At 60.7% G+C, this 17,615-nt stretch carries 20 protein-coding genes and 1 pseudogene; 7 read left to right on the top strand and 14 right to left on the bottom strand.

Features of this window, described 5'->3' with window-relative positions:
* Positions 1–95 precede the first annotated feature (95 nt).
* Positions 96–374: a hypothetical protein gene (locus RBH26_RS07050; protein WP_306757472.1), complete on the top strand. Its 279-nt coding sequence runs from the start codon at positions 96–98 to the stop codon at positions 372–374.
* A gap of 119 nt (positions 375–493) precedes the next feature.
* On the opposite strand, the gene RBH26_RS07045 is transcribed toward RBH26_RS07050, so the two are convergent.
* From RBH26_RS07045 to RBH26_RS07035, 3 genes are all read right to left on the bottom strand, one after another.
* Positions 494–2,707 (bottom strand): heterodisulfide reductase-related iron-sulfur binding cluster, encoded by a 2,214-nt coding sequence (locus RBH26_RS07045; protein WP_306757470.1) that lies wholly within the window; start codon positions 2,705–2,707, stop codon positions 494–496.
* A 188-nt stretch (positions 2,708–2,895) separates the two neighbouring features.
* Positions 2,896–3,768 (bottom strand): UbiA family prenyltransferase, encoded by an 873-nt coding sequence (locus RBH26_RS07040; protein WP_007259488.1) that lies wholly within the window; start codon positions 3,766–3,768, stop codon positions 2,896–2,898.
* A complete protein-coding gene (locus RBH26_RS07035) occupies positions 3,746–4,354 on the bottom strand; it encodes a phosphoribosyltransferase family protein (RefSeq protein ID WP_007259489.1) in 609 nt (202 codons plus the stop codon). Before RBH26_RS07035 ends, RBH26_RS07040 begins: the two co-directional genes overlap by 23 nt.
* A gap of 279 nt (positions 4,355–4,633) precedes the next feature.
* Between RBH26_RS07035 and RBH26_RS07030 the strand changes: the two genes are divergently transcribed.
* Positions 4,634–6,031, top strand: a complete 1,398-nt coding sequence (locus tag RBH26_RS07030) for a cytochrome P450 (protein WP_058864760.1) — start codon at positions 4,634–4,636, stop codon at positions 6,029–6,031.
* Between the two features lie 73 nt (positions 6,032–6,104).
* Here the strand turns inward: RBH26_RS07030 and RBH26_RS07025 are convergent, their stop codons facing one another.
* Both RBH26_RS07025 and RBH26_RS07020 read right to left on the bottom strand, forming a co-directional pair.
* Positions 6,105–6,911 carry a UbiA family prenyltransferase gene (locus tag RBH26_RS07025; RefSeq protein ID WP_049889305.1) on the bottom strand — a complete coding sequence of 269 codons (807 nt, stop codon included), beginning with the start codon at positions 6,909–6,911 and terminating at the stop codon, positions 6,105–6,107.
* Between the two features lie 180 nt (positions 6,912–7,091).
* The gene (locus RBH26_RS07020) at positions 7,092–7,676 is read right to left on the bottom strand and encodes an isoprenylcysteine carboxylmethyltransferase family protein (protein WP_049889306.1); all 585 of its coding nucleotides are present in this window, start codon (positions 7,674–7,676) and stop codon (positions 7,092–7,094) included.
* 297 nt (positions 7,677–7,973) lie between these two features.
* Here RBH26_RS07020 and RBH26_RS07015 point away from each other — a divergent pair, with 297 nt between their 5' ends.
* The 3 genes from RBH26_RS07015 (at position 7,974) to RBH26_RS07005 (ending at position 9,960) form a co-directional block, all read left to right on the top strand.
* A complete protein-coding gene (locus RBH26_RS07015; RefSeq protein WP_007259493.1) occupies positions 7,974–8,567 on the top strand; it encodes a hypothetical protein in 594 nt (197 codons plus the stop codon).
* A 199-nt stretch (positions 8,568–8,766) separates the two neighbouring features.
* Positions 8,767–9,453 carry a hypothetical protein gene (locus tag RBH26_RS07010; protein ID WP_007259494.1) on the top strand — a complete coding sequence of 229 codons (687 nt, stop codon included), beginning with the start codon at positions 8,767–8,769 and terminating at the stop codon, positions 9,451–9,453.
* A 147-nt stretch (positions 9,454–9,600) separates the two neighbouring features.
* On the top strand, positions 9,601–9,960 hold the full coding sequence (locus tag RBH26_RS07005; protein WP_306757466.1) for a hypothetical protein: 360 nt from the start codon (positions 9,601–9,603) through the stop codon (positions 9,958–9,960).
* Between the two features lie 71 nt (positions 9,961–10,031).
* On the opposite strand, the gene RBH26_RS07000 is transcribed toward RBH26_RS07005, so the two are convergent.
* The 3 genes from RBH26_RS07000 to RBH26_RS06990 all read right to left on the bottom strand — a co-directional run bounded on the left by RBH26_RS07000 (position 10,032) and on the right by RBH26_RS06990 (position 11,523).
* Positions 10,032–10,616 (bottom strand): L-threonylcarbamoyladenylate synthase, encoded by a 585-nt coding sequence (locus RBH26_RS07000; RefSeq protein ID WP_058864728.1) that lies wholly within the window; start codon positions 10,614–10,616, stop codon positions 10,032–10,034.
* Between the two features lie 68 nt (positions 10,617–10,684).
* Positions 10,685–11,200, bottom strand: a complete 516-nt coding sequence (locus RBH26_RS06995) for a redoxin domain-containing protein (RefSeq protein WP_058864729.1) — start codon at positions 11,198–11,200, stop codon at positions 10,685–10,687.
* Positions 11,200–11,523 (bottom strand): glutaredoxin, encoded by a 324-nt coding sequence (locus RBH26_RS06990; protein ID WP_058864730.1) that lies wholly within the window; start codon positions 11,521–11,523, stop codon positions 11,200–11,202. Before RBH26_RS06990 ends, RBH26_RS06995 begins: the two co-directional genes overlap by 1 nt.
* A gap of 121 nt (positions 11,524–11,644) precedes the next feature.
* Here RBH26_RS06990 and RBH26_RS06985 point away from each other — a divergent pair, with 121 nt between their 5' ends.
* On the top strand, positions 11,645–13,045 hold the full coding sequence (locus tag RBH26_RS06985; RefSeq protein WP_306757465.1) for a hemolysin family protein: 1,401 nt from the start codon (positions 11,645–11,647) through the stop codon (positions 13,043–13,045).
* Between the two features lie 2 nt (positions 13,046–13,047).
* Here the strand turns inward: RBH26_RS06985 and RBH26_RS06980 are convergent, their stop codons facing one another.
* The 4 genes and pseudogenes from RBH26_RS06980 to RBH26_RS06965 form a co-directional block, all read right to left on the bottom strand.
* On the bottom strand, positions 13,048–13,491 hold the full coding sequence (locus tag RBH26_RS06980; protein WP_058864732.1) for an acyl-CoA thioesterase: 444 nt from the start codon (positions 13,489–13,491) through the stop codon (positions 13,048–13,050).
* Positions 13,492–13,581: 90 nt separating this feature from the next.
* Positions 13,582–13,983 carry a hypothetical protein gene (locus tag RBH26_RS06975; RefSeq protein ID WP_306757464.1) on the bottom strand — a complete coding sequence of 134 codons (402 nt, stop codon included), beginning with the start codon at positions 13,981–13,983 and terminating at the stop codon, positions 13,582–13,584.
* A 53-nt stretch (positions 13,984–14,036) separates the two neighbouring features.
* Positions 14,037–14,507 (bottom strand): annotated as a pseudogene (locus tag RBH26_RS06970) (zinc ribbon domain-containing protein); the annotation flags it as partial.
* 31 nt (positions 14,508–14,538) lie between these two features.
* Positions 14,539–14,730 carry a hypothetical protein gene (locus RBH26_RS06965; RefSeq protein ID WP_306757698.1) on the bottom strand — a complete coding sequence of 64 codons (192 nt, stop codon included), beginning with the start codon at positions 14,728–14,730 and terminating at the stop codon, positions 14,539–14,541.
* Between the two features lie 61 nt (positions 14,731–14,791).
* Here RBH26_RS06965 and RBH26_RS06960 point away from each other — a divergent pair, with 61 nt between their 5' ends.
* On the top strand, positions 14,792–15,145 hold the full coding sequence (locus RBH26_RS06960) for a hypothetical protein (RefSeq protein ID WP_058864734.1): 354 nt from the start codon (positions 14,792–14,794) through the stop codon (positions 15,143–15,145).
* 63 nt (positions 15,146–15,208) lie between these two features.
* Here the strand turns inward: RBH26_RS06960 and RBH26_RS06955 are convergent, their stop codons facing one another.
* Together RBH26_RS06955 and RBH26_RS06950 are read right to left on the bottom strand one after the other, a co-directional pair.
* A complete protein-coding gene (locus RBH26_RS06955) occupies positions 15,209–16,318 on the bottom strand; it encodes a hypothetical protein (protein WP_306757461.1) in 1,110 nt (369 codons plus the stop codon).
* Between the two features lie 195 nt (positions 16,319–16,513).
* Entirely contained in the window at positions 16,514–17,572 is a 1,059-nt protein-coding gene (locus RBH26_RS06950; RefSeq protein ID WP_306757460.1) for an AAA family ATPase, read from the bottom strand.
* Positions 17,573–17,615: the final 43 nt, after the last annotated feature.

Raw genomic sequence — 17,615 nt, 5'->3', positions numbered from 1 at the left:
TCGTAGCTACAGCTACCGTCCGTCCGACAGCTGGGCTCCGCTCGATCGCCTGTTCCGAAGAAACGTATTTCCAGTGGAATCTACTACTAGTCCGTATGAGTACCTCGGTCAAAGTCACTGATCGGACGAAAGCACGTCTCGAGGAGTTACAGGCCGAAATTCGCCTCGAGACGGGTACGAAGGTAACTCAGCAGGAACTGCTCGAGCGGATGGTCACCGAGCCCTACGAGTCGAAAGACGACCTCATTGACGACTTCCGCGACGATTTCGAACCACTCTCCGATGACGAAATCGAACAGTGGTTGTCCGGAAGTTCGGATTGGGGCACTGAAACGACCGACGACGAGATCGACGAGGTTCTGTACGGCGAATGAGCGTTCTCATCGACACGGGCGTTTTCGTTGCCGTACAAAACGAGCGAGACGAACGTCAGCACGGGGTCGGCGATCGGCGGTAATTGACGACAGTAGACCGTATCACTGCAGCGTCGTGGTTAGTCGGCCGCGACCTCGAGGTCGGCTTCCTCCTCGGCGCCGATGGCCTCGACGATGAGTTCGGCGACGTCGACGATCTCGATTTCGTCCTCGTAGCCGCCGGTCTTGCGGCCGTCTTCGTACATCGTCATACACATCGGACAGGCGACGACGAACTTCTCGACGTCGGGGCCGTTGTCGGTGTCCTCTAGGGCCTCCCGGAGCCGCTCTTCGCTCGGTTTGGGGTCCTCTTCGAAGTCCATCCAGAGGCCGCCACCGCCACCGCCACAACAGAAGGAGTTGTCGCGGTTGCGGGGCATCTCGTCGAGTTCACAGCCCGTCGCGCGGATGAGTTCGCGCGGGGCCTCGTACTCGTCGTTGTACCGGCCCAGATGACACGGATCGTGGTAGGTGACCGTGTAGTCGAGTTCGGTGCCCGACAGCTCGAGTTTGCCCTCCTGGACTAACTCTTCGACGGCCTGGGTCCAGTGGTAGACCTCGATCTCGCCGTCTTCGTTCCACTGCTCGTCGTACTCGAAGGGCATCATCGGATCATCGGCGAACTCGTCGAAGTTGAGCTCCGGATACTCGTTTTTGAAGGTGTTGTAGGAGTGGGGGTCCGTACAGACGATTGTGTCGAACTCACAGTCCTCCCAGGTCTCGACGTGGTGGCCGGCGAGTTCGACGTACAGCAACTCTTCGCCGACGCGGCGGATGTCGTTGCCGTCGTACTTCTCGTCGTCGAAGAGGATCCCGAAGCTGACGTCGGCTTCCTTGAGGATCGTCGCCAGCGAGCGGGCGACCTGTTTGTTGCGCTCGTCGTAGCTCGGGAAGTCGCCGACGTACCAGAGGTAGTCGACTTCCTCCTCGCGGGCGTCGGGAACGTCGAACTCGAGGTCGTCGCTCCAGTCGCCCCGGTTGCGTGGGGAGTCTCCGAACGTGTTGCCGTTTTGCATGACGTTCTGGAAGACGTCCTGCATGCTGGGGGCGACGTCGCCCTGGTCGGTCATCTGGCGGTTGAGTCGAGTGAAGGACTGCAGGTGCTCGATGTCGACCGGACAGGCGTCCATACAGGCCATACAGGCCATACAGGACTCCATCGTCTCGGTGTTGATCACGGACGTGCCGCCGTCGGCGATGATCGGCTTCTCCTCGCCGCCGGCGTCGAGGTCCTCACGGTATTTCTTCAGATCGAGGATGACGTTTCGTGGATCGAGCGGTCGGTCGGAAGCCTTCGCGGGACAGACCGACGAACAGCGACCGCACTTCGTACAGGCGTCCTGATCGAGAATTTCCTTCCAGGTGAAGTCCTCGATGGACTCGGCGTTCGTCGCGTCGAGGTCCGACGGGACGTTCGGCAGGCGCTTGCCCGCCTTCTCGTCGGCCGTGACGACGTTGGCGAACGATGAGATCATGTGGAACGGCTTGGCGTAGGGGATCCACGCGATGAAAAACAGCGCCAGCAGCGAGTGAGACCACCAGAACAGCCAGTGAATCGTTTCGGCGTTGTAACCGAGGTCGCTCACCGCACTGTAGTCGGCGCCGTTGAGCGTCGCCTCGACCGCGGCACCGGTCGTCGGCACGTCGATCGCATGGAACACCATCGCGATTCCATAGCCGACGAAACTGACGACCTCGTGGTCGGGCATGCCCGTCGCGTAGATACGGGCGCCCTCGAGGAGGAAGCCACCGACGCCGAGACCGAACAGCGTCCAGATGAAGATGTCGTCCTCGTTGGAGGTGTGACGACCCCAGAGGCGGTGATTACGGACCCAGTAGCGCCGGTAGATCGCCATCCCGATCCCGACAACAAAGAGCAGGCCCATCGCGTCGACGATAAACTGGTAGGAGAGGTAGAAGTCGCCCTGCCAGAACTGATAGTCGAAGAAATTATCCGTCGCGTACAACTGGAATCCGATAATCAACGTTGCGATGAACAACGTCAGAAATCCCCAGAGAATAAATGAGTGCATCAGACCGCCGTAGAGGTCTCTGTTGAAATTCTTCTCGTTAGTGATGACGGTCCTTGCTGCGCCAACGATACGACCTGGTAGATCGTCAAGCCGCGTGAACGGATCGTCGTCCCCCTGAGCGTACCGGCTGAAACGCCGGTAAATGCCGTACGCGAGGACGGAAAGCGTAATTACAACGAGGAGATAAAACAGCGCGTAGCCGACGCTGCTTATACCCAGATAGGTTTCTCTCCCCACATCCGACTGTGCTATGACGTTCATGTACAATGACGTGGTGTGCTGTGACTTAATTCTTGTTACACCGAACCAATTCTCGATCCGACGCCGTCTATCGAAAACGTTCCATCTATTCTTAGTTCATAATGGATAGACACTCAGACGTTCAGAATAGTACTGTTAAATATAAACCAATACGTCGTCGGTGAAATGGACTCGGTCGAGAGTCGTACTCACAGCGGGACGTCGACGAGGTAAAACAGTCCGAGCCACGCATAGCTTCCGACGACGTACCACTCGACGGCATGCCGGACCGTCGTCGGACCAACACGATTTCTCCCGAAGGAGAACGTCGCGACCAGCGTCCCGGCGAGCAGCACCACCGGGAGAACGATCGACGGGAGTCCCTGATGAAAGAAGCCGAGCAGAATCGCCATCGAGACGGTGAGACTTACAGCGATCGTCCCCGCGACTGCGGCCCGTGAGAAATCGCGCCCGAGCGAGGCTATGCCAGCGCGTCGGTCACCGTCGCTGTCGAGATACGCACCGATCGTATCGTGACAGATGTCCCACAGCCATGTCGCAGCGAAGATCGCCACCAATCCGGCCGTGAGTCCGCCGTAGACGGTCCAACCCATCACGCTGAACATCGAAATACTAGTCACCGTCACGAGCGTCGAGATGCCGGTGACGTCCAGATGGTTGAAGACGAGCGGGTCCGCGATCAAGATCACGTACAGGAGCGTCGCGGCCGCAAGAAACGATTGCCCGACGAGCGCCGCCAGTCCCAGTCCGCCGGCGAGCATCGCAGCCCCCATCCAGAACGCCTGCGTTTTGGTGACCAGCCCCGACGGGATCGGACGGTACGGTTTCTCGATCGCGTCGGATTCAGCGTCGAAATAGTCGTCGTGAGTGAGGATGCTACCACGGACGAGGAGCATACTCGCGAACGCGATCCCTGCAGTGAGGTCGAGTCCGCCGTCCTGGACGGTAATCGCCAGGGGCAACCCGAACAGGACCACGTCGATCGCGAAGTAGCGGATCGGTGTCACCCGATTGAACGTCACGAACGCGCGGAACGCGTCACTCGTCGACGACGTTGACATTGTTCCCCTCGATCTCGATAGCGATCGATGTCGTTACCTCGATCCCGGTCTCCTCCGCGACGCGATCGACGCCGTTTTTTCGCGTCTTTTCGACGATGCAGTGGGCTTCCTCAACCGTTGCACCAGCCTTCTCGATGGCCTTGATCATCGCGATCATCGTCCCACCGGTACTAATCGTGTCGTCGACGATCGCGACCGCGTCGCCCGGTTCGATGCCATTCAGGTAGAGGTCACCCGAAAAGTACTCGGAATCGATGTCGACCGCTGACTGACGGTCGGCATTTATCTCGTACGTATACCAGCGAGCGACCGCGAGTGGCAGCGAATACTCCCGTGCGATCAGTACTCCGAACGGAAGTCCCTTGTCCTCTTCGACTGCGAGTTTGTCGACGTTGAACGAGCCCGACGCCGAAAGCAACGCTCTCGCCGCCTCGAGTGTCCGGGGCTGCAGTGCCGGAAGCTGGTCGGTTAACTGATTGACCGTCGTCGCGTGCTCACCCGAATGGGTTACGTCAGCGCTCTCGTAGACCGCGGTAATTTGTTCCGTAGCTGCTTCTAAATCCAACTCGGTGTGTTTCACCGACATTACGCACAAAGAATAATATGTTTGTTTAAATATTTTTCTATTATAATTGAATATAATATAGTATGGATTTATATGTCGGCCGGACAAGCGGGCTGGCAACCAGCGACTCCCATCCGTGAACTGGGTCGCGAGACGACGGTCGGAGTAGACTCTCCCACAGCTCCGTCGTGGAGTGAACGCCAGCATTGCCCCACCGGAACATATACATCCATGCTGTAATATAAAACTCAAAATAACTATATAGTTAGTAGAAATCGGTTTGGGACGAACTAATTGCCGATGACGAGACCACACGCAAGGAAGAATACGGAACCTGCGGCAAACGCTGTTGACCGACCACCCGGTCCCGACGGATTACCGGTCATCGGGAGTACGGTATCGTTCGTCCGTGATCCGCTCGACTTCGTCCGATCGATCGGTGAGTACGGAGACGTCGCGAGCTACGAGGCATTCGGTCGCGAGTTCGTGGCGGTCTCGAATCCCGAACTCGTCGAGGCTGTTCTCGTTTCCCGTGACGACGAGTTCTGGAAAGGAGAGTTCGAGAGTGAGTTCGGTGATATCGTCGCCCCAGACGGCGTGTTCTACGCCGAGGGTAGTGACTGGCAGCGGCAGCGGCGTCTTCTGCAGTCACTGTTCACGCCGAAACGGATCGAATCGTACGCGGCCGACATGGTCGATGAGACGGTCCGGCTAGTCGAAGGGTGGGCCGACGGAACGGTCGTGAACGTTCGAGACGCACTGTCCATGCTCACCCTGGGTGTGCTGACCCGATCGCTGCTCGATCTCGATCTCGACGACGAGCGCGCGGACGTCGTCGTTCGGATGGTTCATGCCCTCGGCGAGTACGTCGACGCCGAGATGCTCGGCGTCCGAGCAGCACTCCCGTCGTGGCTGCCGAGCAAACCGGAAAGGAAATTCGATCGAGCGATGGCCGACCTCGACGCCCTCGTTGAATCGCTCGTCCACGACCATCGCGAGTCGAAAACGGAAAGTGACGATCTGCTTTCGCTGCTCGCGATGGCCGAGTATCCCGACGGCACGAAGCTCTCGCCGAGCGCAGTGTCCGATCAACTCGTTCAGTTTCTCGTCGCCGGACACGAGACGAGCGCAACCGCACTGACGTATTCCTGCTGGCTAATCGCCAATAATCCCGCGACCCAGCGGCGTCTCGCGTGCGAAGTCGATACCGTCTGTGGAGACCACGACCCGACGATCGACGACCTCGGTTCACTGACGCTCTCGGAAGCCGTAATCAACGAGTCGATGCGTCTGTATCCACCGTTTCCCTTCATTCACCGTCAGCCCCACGAACCGACCACGCTCGGGGGATATCGAATTTCGCCGGAGTCGACCCTCCAGTTACCGTTGTCTTCTGTTCATCTGGACGAACGCTGGTGGCACGATGCCGAATCGTTCCGTCCGGATCGGTGGCTTCCGGAGGCGGAACAGAACGGCGATTGGAACCGTGACAGGCCCGAGTACGCGTACTTCCCGTTCGGAGGTGGACCGCGTCACTGTATTGGCATGCGATTTGCCATGACCGAATTACAACTCGTACTCGCGACAATGGTCCGCCGAATGGAATTCGAACCCGTCACTGAGTCTATCGACCCCACGTGGAAGGTTTCACTCGATCCGGGTCCGGTCAAGCTTCGGGTCCATGTCCGTGACCGATAACGGTTTCGCGCATTAACGCGCTAAAATACCGATAGATAGAGATCGATAGATAGAGATCGCGCGTACGACGGAGCTACGACAGATAGAACGCGACTGCAAACGAAACGAAAAACACTGCGTTGATGACCGTGACAGCGCGGTCCGTAGCCTCTCCCCCGTCCCACGACCAGAGAATATACGACCCGAACCCGCCGAGAACGGCGAAAAACGGGACGACGTAGTAGACGCCGAACAGTATTGGGGTAAGAACGAACGTAGACGGCAACGCGACGACCAGTATTCTGGTGAGGCGGTCTTTCCCGTAGCGAACGACGAGATTATCGACACCGGCTTTCGCATCGTGCTCTGCGTCTTTGAGGTCCTGGTACGAGATCGTAAGGATAATTACGAGCGCCAACACCGTCGCTATTTGCCACGCATCGGCCGATAGAGAGGTTCCGACGGCCGCACTACCGAGGATTACGGAGAGGAATCCGCCGATACCGAAACAGAGGAGACTCGAGATCGCTCCGTTTTTTAGACGAATCGGCGGGACCGTGTATACCATCGCGGCGAGAACCCACGCCAGTGTGCTCAGGAATCCGAGGTAGTTGACGGTGGCGCCATATGCGACGGCGAATCCCATCAACGTCACTCCGACGGCAATCGCTTCACGTTCCGAAATGAGTCCCTGTGTGGTGGCCCTGTCGGCGTTGGACTCCTTATCGATCTCTTTGTCGGTGATATCGTTTATGAACCATTGCCCCCAGTGTGCGAGCGTCATCGCGATAATCACTCCGACGAGATTACTCCATTCCATGCCCCCGGGACCGATCGGTTTCATCGCCACCACGATTCCAACCCCGGTCAACGCAACCCACGCGAGCGTGATCGGGAGCATTTTCGATATTCGTCGCACCGTCAGGAATGCCGTTTCAGTCGACCAGGCGAAGTAAATCCCGACGAGTAGCACGAACGCTGCATTGAGGACCGCTTGGTTCGATATACCTTCCATGTGCTATAGATATAAATCAATCATTTATATTATTAATGATTATTGATGGCTCGATCACCGTTCGGCTCAGCTCCGGTCTTGCACGTCCTCGAGAAGCCGACGGAAGGTCCGACTGTCGACGAATCGGGGAACGTTTTCGCAGTATTCCTCGTACTCGCCCCCGTACTGCTCTGCCAACCACGTTTCCTCGGGACGAGGGTGGATCCACAGCCAGGCAATACAGAGCGTCAACAGCGGAACGAGTAGCTCCGCGGCCGCCGTCGCTATCAGTCCCACTGCGACCCCGATGAACCCGACGTACTGTGGATTCCGCGTGTATCGGTACGCACCGCCGGTGTACAACTGCCCCTCGAGTCCGAGCGTTGCGGTTCGAATATAGTACGCCGAGACCGCAGTGAATACCACACTGAACGCGAGAACGGCACCGCCGGCGTATCTGATCCACAGTGGTATCGCGAGGGTCCCGCTATTCAGAACCGCGAGCACCAGAACCGATCCGGTGAAGATCGTACTCGCCGTCCAGTACGTCCAGAAGCGCCAGTCTCTGTCGCCCGGCGGCCAAAAGGAAAACGAGTCGCTGACCACCGTTCCGACGATACCGACGAGTAGCACTATTTGTGCGCCGAGCCCAGCGACAAACACTTCGTCCATTCGTATACATTAATCCGAATATTACATAAATAAAAATTTTGAACTGGGCAACAATCACGTTCGCCGTCGTCGTAGTACGGATCAAGAATGAGTAGACGTCCCCAGTCCGTCCCGGCGAACTCGAATGATCGACTGAGCCGTGGAAGGGATTTTCGGCTATGGCAACGCTTACGACGTCGAACGCAGGTTACGATTCTCGCGCGTTTTCGAGCCCGGTGACACCTCGATAGTGTCCGCATCCGTACCAAGGCTACACGGCAACAGCCTTAAATAGCCGCCCGTCGGGAGTGTCCACTCATGAACGACAAAACCGAGGAACTCCGAGATATCTTCACCGACGTCACCGACGGCGAAGAGACCGTCACCGAATCGCAAGAAGACACCCGCGGGTCGCTCGAGCGCGACGAGCGGTCGACCGAAGAGCGCCTCGAGAGCGTCGTCCAGCAGATGCGCGAACGGTACGGGTTCGACGACGTCTCGCTGTCGGACGACGAGCTCATCACGGTCGCGAAGTCCTTCTACGAAGGCGACAGCGACGCCGAGATCGCCGACGCGCTCGGCGTCGAGCCCGAAACCGTCTTCGAAGCCCGAATGGCGTTGCACCTCGTCGACGAGGACGACGCCGACGAGGTCGACCTCGCGGCGATCCGCAACCGCGAGGAGGACGACGCCACCCTCGCCGACGAGTACGACGTCGACGAAACTCAGATTCGGCGCTACCGCCGCATCGCCGCCGCCGAAGACGAGTCCCGGACCGCAAACGACCGCTACCGCGACGAGTTCGACAGCGTCCTCGCCGACTCCGAACTCTCCGAGCGCATGACCACCGACGTCCGCGAAGACGGCCTCGAGGACGCGACGGAGGGCATGGAGACGGACGTGGAGTTCTAAGAACCGAACTTGTTCCTCTCGGGTCGGCCGAAGGCCGACCGCTCGAGCAAAAACTTCGATGAAAAAAGCCGAGCGCTCGCTTCGCTCGCGCTCGGTACAATCGTCTACGGCATACAGCACAGATATTCAACTCGCGGATAGCTACGCGTCCTCCGTTTTTGGACGAGGCTTTTTATACCAAGGGACGGCCAGACCGTCCGTGTCTCGAGCTCGCGTCCCTTTCAGCGACCTGCGGACGGCCGCCTACTGCCCGCGGAAGTGTTACTACCAGCGAACCGACGACGAGTACGACCGGGAGCCGCCACCGGCGGTCGAGTCGATACGCGCGCTCGCGTATCGATATGATGAATTGCTCGAGTCGCCTGCTGGCGCCCTCGAGTCCGAACCGATCGCCGTCGCCGCGGGTCGGTACCGGGACCGACTGCGAGCGACCCGCGATCGACTCGTCGAGTGCGGTCGGTGGGACCAGTTCCGAGAGCCCGAAGCGAGAGGCGTCCTCGCAACCGGTCGCCACTGTCGCGGGATCGTTCACAAGGTCCTCGAGGATCCGCTCGAGCCCGTCCTGATTTCGACCGGTGAACCGCCCGACGAAGGCGTCTGGGAGGCGCAGTCGGTCCACGCCGTCGCGGCCGCGAAGGCGCTGGCCTGGGAACACCAACAGCGGGTCACCCGGGCGTGGCTCGAGTATCCCGCCTACGGCGAGATCCGCTCGGTCGACCTGACGACCCGTCGAAAAGCCCGGTATCGCCGGACGCTGCGGACGGTGCGTGAACTCGATGGCCCGCCAGCCAGAATCGATAACCGGGCCAAGTGCGACGCCTGCGAGTTCGCCGCCCAATGTGGCGTCCGGACGCGGACGCTTCGGTCGCTGCTGAGACTCGACTGACGGGGCGATCCAGCGTGATCGAGGAAATTCGTGCGAACGGAAAACACAGCTAATGGCGCCTGAAACTAACGTATTCGGACGTTTCGATCGTCAGGCCAAGCCGATACCGAGAGACTTTTACTCGAGTCCGAGTAATGAGTTTTACCGATGATGTGGCAAGACTTCATCTTCCTGGCTGGTAGCGTCCTCTCGATCGCGTTCCTCGCACCGACGGCTCGAAACTCGAGTGCGTGTGTGCCACTCGGCTCGAGCGTGCCGTCGATGACGATCGGGGCGATCTACGCGTTCACCTACGCGACGATGGGTATGACCTTCTCTGCGGCGGGCTCCATCGGCGTCGCGACGATGTGGTCGCTGATCGCGTTCTACCGGGCACCGGGACCCGTAACCGGTCCGAAAGCGATTCTTCGGTTCGTCGAATCGCTGCCGCGACAGGCGCTCGATCTTCTGTCCGGCGCTCGCGGCAACCCACAGGGAACGGCGGATCACGACCAGGCGGCGGACTGACTTTCGCGCGAGCGGTACGGGGCGGGTCACCGGCGGGTCAGGGTAGTCGCTCGAAAAGAAGAGACGCGGCGTCACCGCGTCGTGAACCAGCGTTCGATCTCGTCGGCCAGTGCGCCGCGCCGGTGGATCGTCTCCGTCGAGACGTCGACGACGGTACTCTCCGTCCCCTCGGTCCGACCGCCGTCCAGCACGACCGCGGCTGCGTCGCGGATTTCGGGATCGAGGTCCTCGAGGCGGCGAACGCTCTTTCGGCCGCTAACGTTGGCGCTCGTCGACGTGATCGGCGTCCCGGCCCGCTCACAGAGCGCCAGCGCGAGGTCGTGGTCCGGAACGCGAACGCCGACCCGGTCGTTGCCCGCGGTGAGCGCGTCCGGAACGTCCTCGCGGCGACGACAGAGGACCGTCACGGGACCGGGGAGAAACGTCGCCATGAACCGACGTTCTCGCTCGGTCGCGCGGACGTGTTGCAGCGCCGACGGCACCGACGGGACGGCAACGGAGATCGGCTTCGATCGGTCCCGTCCCTTCACCTCGAACACTCGTTCGACGGCGTCGGCGTCGAGCGCGGCCCCGGCGAGGCCGTAGACGGTTTCGGTGGGGTAGACGACGAGTTCCCCCGCTTCGATCGCGGCCGCCGCACGGTCGAGTTCGCTCATTCGGCTCCAACTCGGCTCATCGCGGCAAAAAATGTATCGTCTGCTCCGAGGGCGACGACGCCGTGCGACTACGCCTCGAGTCCGAACCGTTCCTCGAGGTCGTCGTAGGGCGGGAACTCGGGCCACTCGTCGGCGACCCACGCGTCAGCGACGGTCAGGTCGGGCTCGAGGACGAAAACGGCCATGCGTGGTTCGCTGATCCCCTCCATTCCGTCGAGGTCGTGAACGATCCCGTACTCGCCGGCGACGTCGTTCGCCGGGTCGGCGAAGACGGCGAACGGGTGGTCGTTGTCGTCGAGGAACGCGGAGATGGCGTACGGCGTCGCCGCCGAGAGTCCGACGATGCGGTCGGCGCGGTCGAACCAGTCGCGCTCGGCGAGTTCGTCCCAGACGTACTTGCTGGTGTAGGCGCCGATCATCGACGTGAACACGAGGATCGTCCGGCCCTCGTCGGCGACGACGTCGGAGAGGCTGCGGTCCTCCCAGAACTCGTCGGTGACCAGCGGTCGCGTGAAGTCGGGCGCCGTCTCTCCCCGTCCGGGGGAGTCTGCGGCGTCGAAGTCGATGACGTCGAAGTCCGGCATCAGTCCTCACCCCCGGTTTCAGCCGCGGTTGCGTCCGTCTCCGCGGCCGTTCCGTCTCCGTAGGTCGACTCGAGGTAGTCGACGATGTTCGCACTCTCGGCCATCGTGACACCGGTCTCCGCGTCGACGATGACGGGCACCGATCGGACGCCCGCGACGCGTTTGACGACGTCGCGCTCGGAGTGCATCGCGTCGACGAACCGCGATCGGTACGCGAGGTCGTAGGCCTCGAGCAGTCGGGTGACGCGCTCGCAGTACGGACAGCCCTGGAGCCGGTAGAACGTGATCTGTGCGCCACCGGCGTTGCTGGCGGATGCTCCCATACGACGGTGTTCGAGAAACGAGCGGGTAAACGTGTCGTCGCCGGCGGGTTGGGCCTCGAACCCGGCACGAAACGGGAAAATGGTAAACGGTTAACCGATCCGGCCGTTATGCTCGACATCAATGGCGTTTTCTCCGCCCCTCGAGGTCGTGTTTGCCGTCTACGAAGTCCCGGTCGTCGGACTCGAGCTAGCGCAGTCGACGGTGACGATTCTCGGCGCCCTCGCCGTCGTCGTCCTCATCGGGCTCTCCGGCTTCTTCTCCTCCTCGGAGATTGCGATGTTCAACCTCCCGAAACACCGCATCGAGGGGATGGTCGAAGACGAGGTGCCGGGCGCGGCGCTAGTCAAGGCGCTCAAGGACGACCCACACCGGCTGCTGGTGACGATTCTGGTCGGTAACAACATCGTCAACATCGCGATGTCCTCGATCGCGACGGCACTGCTCGGACTCTATTTCGGCGGGCTCGAGGCCGTCCTGCTGGCGACGTTCGGAATCACGGCCATCGTCCTTCTGTTCGGTGAGAGCGTCCCCAAATCCTACGCGGTCGAGAACACCGAGTCGTGGGCGATCCGTATCTCGAAGCCGCTGAAGGCCACGGAGTACCTGCTCTACCCGCTGATCGTCCTCTTCGACTACCTCACGCGGCAGGTCAACAAACTCACGGGTTCGACGGGCGCCATCGAATCTCCCTACGTCACCCGCGACGAGATCCAGGAGATGATCGAGTCCGGCGAACGCGAGGGCGTCTTAGAGGAGGAAGAACACGAGATGCTCCAGCGGATCTTCCGCTTTAACAATACGATCGTCAAGGAGGTGATGACGCCTCGGCTGGACATGACTGCCGTCCCCAAAGACGCCGACATCGACGAGGCGATCGAGACCTGTATTCAGAGTGGCCACGCCCGCGTGCCAGTTTACGAAGGCAGTCTCGACAACGTCCAGGGCGTCGTCCACATCCGCGATCTCGTCCGTGATCTCAACTACGGCGAGACCGACGCCGAAGACCTCGAACTCGAGGATCTCATTCAGCCGACGTTACACGTCCCCGAGTCGAAAAACGTCGACGAACTGCTGACCGAGATGCGCGAAAACCGGATGCACATGGCGATCGTCATCGACGAGTTCGGCACCACCGAGGGGCTGGTGACCGTCGAGGACATGATCGAAGAGATCGTCGGCGAGATCCTCAAATCCGGCGAGGAAGAGCCGATCGAGTCCCTCGACGAGCGGACCGTCATCGTCCGCGGCGAGGTCAACATCGAGGACGTCAACGAATCCCTCGAGATCGACCTCCCCGAGGGCGAGGAGTTCGAGACCATCGCCGGTTTCATCTTCAACCGCGCGGGCCGGCTCGTCGAGGAGGGCGAGGAGATCACCTACGACGGCGTCCGCATCACCGTCGAGAACGTCGAGAACACCCGGATCATGAAGGCTCGCCTGCGGAAACTCGAGGAGCCACCCGAGCCCGAGCCCGACGAAACGGAAGTCGAGGCGGACGAGGAGTCGGTGGCGAGGGACTGATCCTACAGGTTTTCGTCGACCTCGAGCATTCGCTCTCGAAGCTCCCGTCCACGCTCGGACTCGACTGACAGTTCCGGGACGGGAACCGCGGTGCCGTCGTCGTCGATCGCGACGAACGTAAACGACGACTCGGTCGTCCGTTCGGTCTCGCCGCTTCTGGGTTCTTCGCGCCAGGCTCGAAGACCGACGTGGACGCTCGTCCGGCCCGCCTCGTAGACGAAGGCCTCGACGACGGCCGTATCGCCGATCCCGATCGGGCGCTCGAAGTCGAGTTCGTTGACGCGTGCGGTGACACAGGTCTCGCCGGCGAATCGCATCGCCGACATCGCAGCGACCTCGTCGAGCCACTTCATCAAGTTCCCGCCGTGGAGCGTGTCGTTGTTGTTCGCGTGGTTTGGCTGGACGCGAAATCGGTTCTCGATGTGCGTCTCGAGGATCGTCGGCATACGGCTCACTTCGCACGAGGGGGTCAAGAAGACACTCACTGAACGCATGCGTCTACTGCAACGGTTTCGGAAGACTCGTCGAAGGGGCAGTTACGAGCAGTTCGTCTCTCCCGGTGCCGTCTCGGCGGCCATCTCCTCGAGTTGCCCGTCGATAACGCGAATCGTCCGGTCGATATCCGCAGCCCCGGCCGTGTCGCCGCGCTCGCGAAGCTTCTCCCGGTACCGGTGGAGCGTTACCGACAGTCGGAGCGCGTCGGATCGGCGAATCGCAACGACTTCACCCCGCTCGCTGGCAGCTTCCACCTCGGTCCGGAGTTTTCGATGGCGGTGTGCTTCGCCGAGGGCGTCTGTTTCCATGGCCGACTCGGCCATCTTGTCCAGCGCGTACAGACACGCACCGAGGTTCTCCTCGGCTCCGTCCAGATAGATCGGATCGGTCAGTTCGTCGAGTCGGTTCAGCGCCCCGTATAGCGTGTCGAACGAGTCGTTCATCCGTGTTCGCGTAAACAACCCGGGCGCGGTGGCCCGAGGCTTTTGTAATTCCCTCAGCCCTGCGCTAGCACTCCCTGCTCGGCAAGCGAGCGGGATGAGGTTGGGCGGCTTACACGCCCCGACCCGGACAGACGCACCAACCGAACCTGCGGCTGGGTTCTGTGAGTCCGGTAATCCGTCGTGTTACCGTCAAGTTTCGCCTTCTCACGCCACGCGATGTTCACCGACGCATTCCGGTCAGCGTGGTCTTGCCCCACATCACACTCGTCGTTCGTACACCGAAACCGCCGACCTTGTCGATACCCGCGTTCTCCACAGCACGAACACGTCTTCGAGTTGTGGTAGGCATCAACTTCATCCGTCGGAATCTCTCGCCACATCGCCTTGTACGAGACGAACGTCTCGAACTTGTGGAACGGAAGTTTGTGCAACCGGCGGTTCATATACGCCCCGTACTCGATAGCGTCACGGATACCGCTCATGTCCTCGAACACGATGACCGGGTTCGAGAACTGTTCTGCGAACGAAGTCGAGCGCGCAAAAACGATGACCGATTCACCCCTCGCCGCGGTCCCACGGCCCCCTCGAGTCGAGGCTGTCGATCGCGTCACTCGTCAGGACGAGCCCGACGGCCGTCAGGCGTCCCGTCCCAGCTCCGCCAGTAGATGCGAGACGTGGATCCGATCGCTCGAGCCCTCGTGCATCTCGAACTCGATGCCGTGACGACCAGCGCCGTAGGTTCGACATTGGGAACCGCCGTTTCGAGTCGTGGCGAAACGGTTATCAACTGTTCTATGAAAGTTAAATTATGGAACCGGAGATCGATAGAGAACGTCTGCTTGACGACGGTCTCGGGTGGATCTTCATCGCCGTACTCCTCGTCGCCCCCCTGGCGTGGCTGGTCGGTCTCGTAACGGGAGCGTACGATATCGGAGACGGCTACTTCGTCGCCGGGTTCCTCCTCGTCTTGCTCTACGTGCTCATGGACAGTTCCGAAAACGATCGAGTCGTCGGCGCGCTACTGGCCGTGGTGGGGGGGATCGCGTTCTGGTTAGGTGCGGCAGGCCATCTCCGTTCGGGAACCATCTACCTCGGTCTCTTTGCGATCGGTTACGGTGTGGCGATACTCGTCAAGCCAGATCTCCTCGATCGGAGTCACTGAGTTCTCGCGCCGGTGCCGGCGAACCGATCGAGACGATCCGAGAAGGGTCGCGCCCGTTCCCGTTCAGAGGATAGAGGGGCGCGATGGGGGTGACGGCAGCTCGTCCCACACCCACGCGAGCGCGTCCGCTTCGTCGGGGATGTCGGGATCTTCGTTCGTGAGCAGGCACGCGAAACAGGCGGCACACTCCACCTTGTCCGACACTTTGCCACACCACGCGTAGTAACATGTCACGAACAGTATTGCACCGACACCGGATGCACCTGTTCCCATGAGGGGTCTACACAGGGAACAACCGCCCAGAACGTCGATGATGACGTTCGCACAGTCACCACAGGAATCGCATTCGCGCCCCAGGAACTCGAGGCTTTCCGTGACCACATTGTCGACGAGCCAGGTCTTGATGACCTCGAGGGCGATATCCTTGGGATCAGGGAACGAAATTGCAGCCGTCCGGGTGAGCGGTTCAGGTATCAGAATGTCCGCCGCATCGTCCTCAACGGTGAGTACGTCCGACAGCGACTCGGATCGCGGATCGAAGTCAGCACCGACGGAAACGACGTACTCACGCGTATCGAGTTCGTCCGTTTCTTCGGACGCAACCTGAACGGTCGCCCGGAACCCGTCGGCCGCCGTCGTGGCGTGTACTCTCGCGCTGTCGATGTCGCCGTCGACGTCGATCACGGATAGTACGTGTTCGGTCTCGGCATCGGTGGCGTTACGACTGAAGACGAGATCCGACCCGCTGGTACCCAACGACGCGTTCGCTTCGGCTGCCATTGAGTATCCCGCCGGGGTCTTCGCGGTGTCGGGGCCGAACGTGAATACCGCACCGATCCGCTCCTCGTATTCGAACGCGTGCAGGATTCCGTACGGGCGAATCTCGATCTTCCACGTGACGAGTTCGCCTTCGGTGAGGCATCCGTCGTCTTCGATCCGCCGCTTTTCGGCGCGTCCCGGGCCGGGAAGTCGATGAACGCCGAGTTCGGTGAGAATCTCCTGTACGCCGGGTGCGTCCTCGATTCGGTCGAGGTCTTCCCGAGTCGTCTTTTCGGCGCTTACAGTCCCGAGAAGCGCGCTCAGCGCTGATCCCGTGCCGACAGTTCCCGCGGCAGTTCTTCGTAAGATCGTTCGCCGATTCAATTCGTTGTCGCTGCCCTTTCCACCAGACATACATAAGACAGTATTTTAATAACTATAGATAAAAATGTCTATTTCAGTTATATTATTATTCTATATATGAGTAGTGAAAACTGACCGTCTGCGTATTCTGTCGGGGAATCCGACCCTCCGACCGATGCTCGCCCGCCGTACCCGGTCAGACGACGCAGAAAACGGCATCAATCGGGCGACTCGTCTCTTGTAACGCTATCCGTTGCGACCTAATTCGGCGAGCAATCGACCGACGTGGATCCGATCGCTCGAGCCCTCGTGCATCTCGAATTCGATGTCGGCGGCCAGCCGGTGCATCCGGGCCAGTTTCTCGCCCTGATACCGCTTTCGCGCGACGCCGAGGATCGAGTCGATGACCTCCTCGCCGTCGAGCCCGTCGTCGACGAGCAGGTCGTCGAGCGCTTTGCGCGCGTCCGTAAACTCCCCCGCTTCGGCGTCGTCTAACATTTCCTCGATCTCGTCCTCGAGGCCGACCTCACCGATGGTCTCGTAGGCCGCCTGCATCGTGAGTTCGCCCTCGTCCTCGACGGTCGTCTGGGCCGCCAGGATCGCCTGCCGGAGGTTACCGCCCGCGTAGCCGGCGACGAACTCGAGGCCGTCGTCGTCGTAATCGACGTCCTCCGCGTTGACGATATCCTCGAGGACGCCCACGATCTCTTCACTCGAGGGCGCTCGCACGGAGACGGGGAAACACCGCGAACGGATCGGCGGGATGAGCTTGGTCGGCTGGCGAGTGGCGATGATAAACTGTGTCGTCCGGTGGTGTTGCTCCATGATCCGCCGTAAGGCCTGCTGGAAGTCCTCGCGGACGTCTTCTGCGTTGTCGAGCAGGATCGTCTTGTACTCACCGGAGACGGAGGCGTAGCTCGCCGACTCCTTTAGGACGTGGTTGATCATGTCCCGTTTGGACATCGAGGAACGACCGACGAGGAACTGGGCGAAGCGGGGATCGTTCTTGATCTCGGTTTTCGTCCGGCCGAAGAAGTCGGCGACGTTGATCTCGATCAGGTCGTTGTCCGGACCACTGCCGGACGAGGTCCGGCGTGTTTCAGAATCGTCGGACGACGATTCGGAACCCCCGTGCGCTTCGCGGGCGAGTGCGCGCGCCGCCGCCGTCTTTCCGCTACCGGGCGGGCCCTGCAGGAGGAGGTTGATCGGCTCGTCGACGGCCCGCTCTAGGTACTCGCGAGCGTCGTCCTGTGGCAACTCGGCCAGCTCGGGGGCGTGGGTGTCGGTCCACAGCGGCGCGTCCATCGCCCGTCGATAGGGACGGGGCGGGTAAGAATCGGTCGGTTGG

Origin of the sequence: Natronolimnohabitans sp. A-GB9 (genome assembly GCF_030848565.1) — an archaeon.
In the GTDB taxonomy this organism is placed as follows: domain Archaea; phylum Halobacteriota; class Halobacteria; order Halobacteriales; family Natrialbaceae; genus Natronolimnohabitans.
This window is presented reverse-complemented; position numbering and strand designations above follow the sequence as displayed.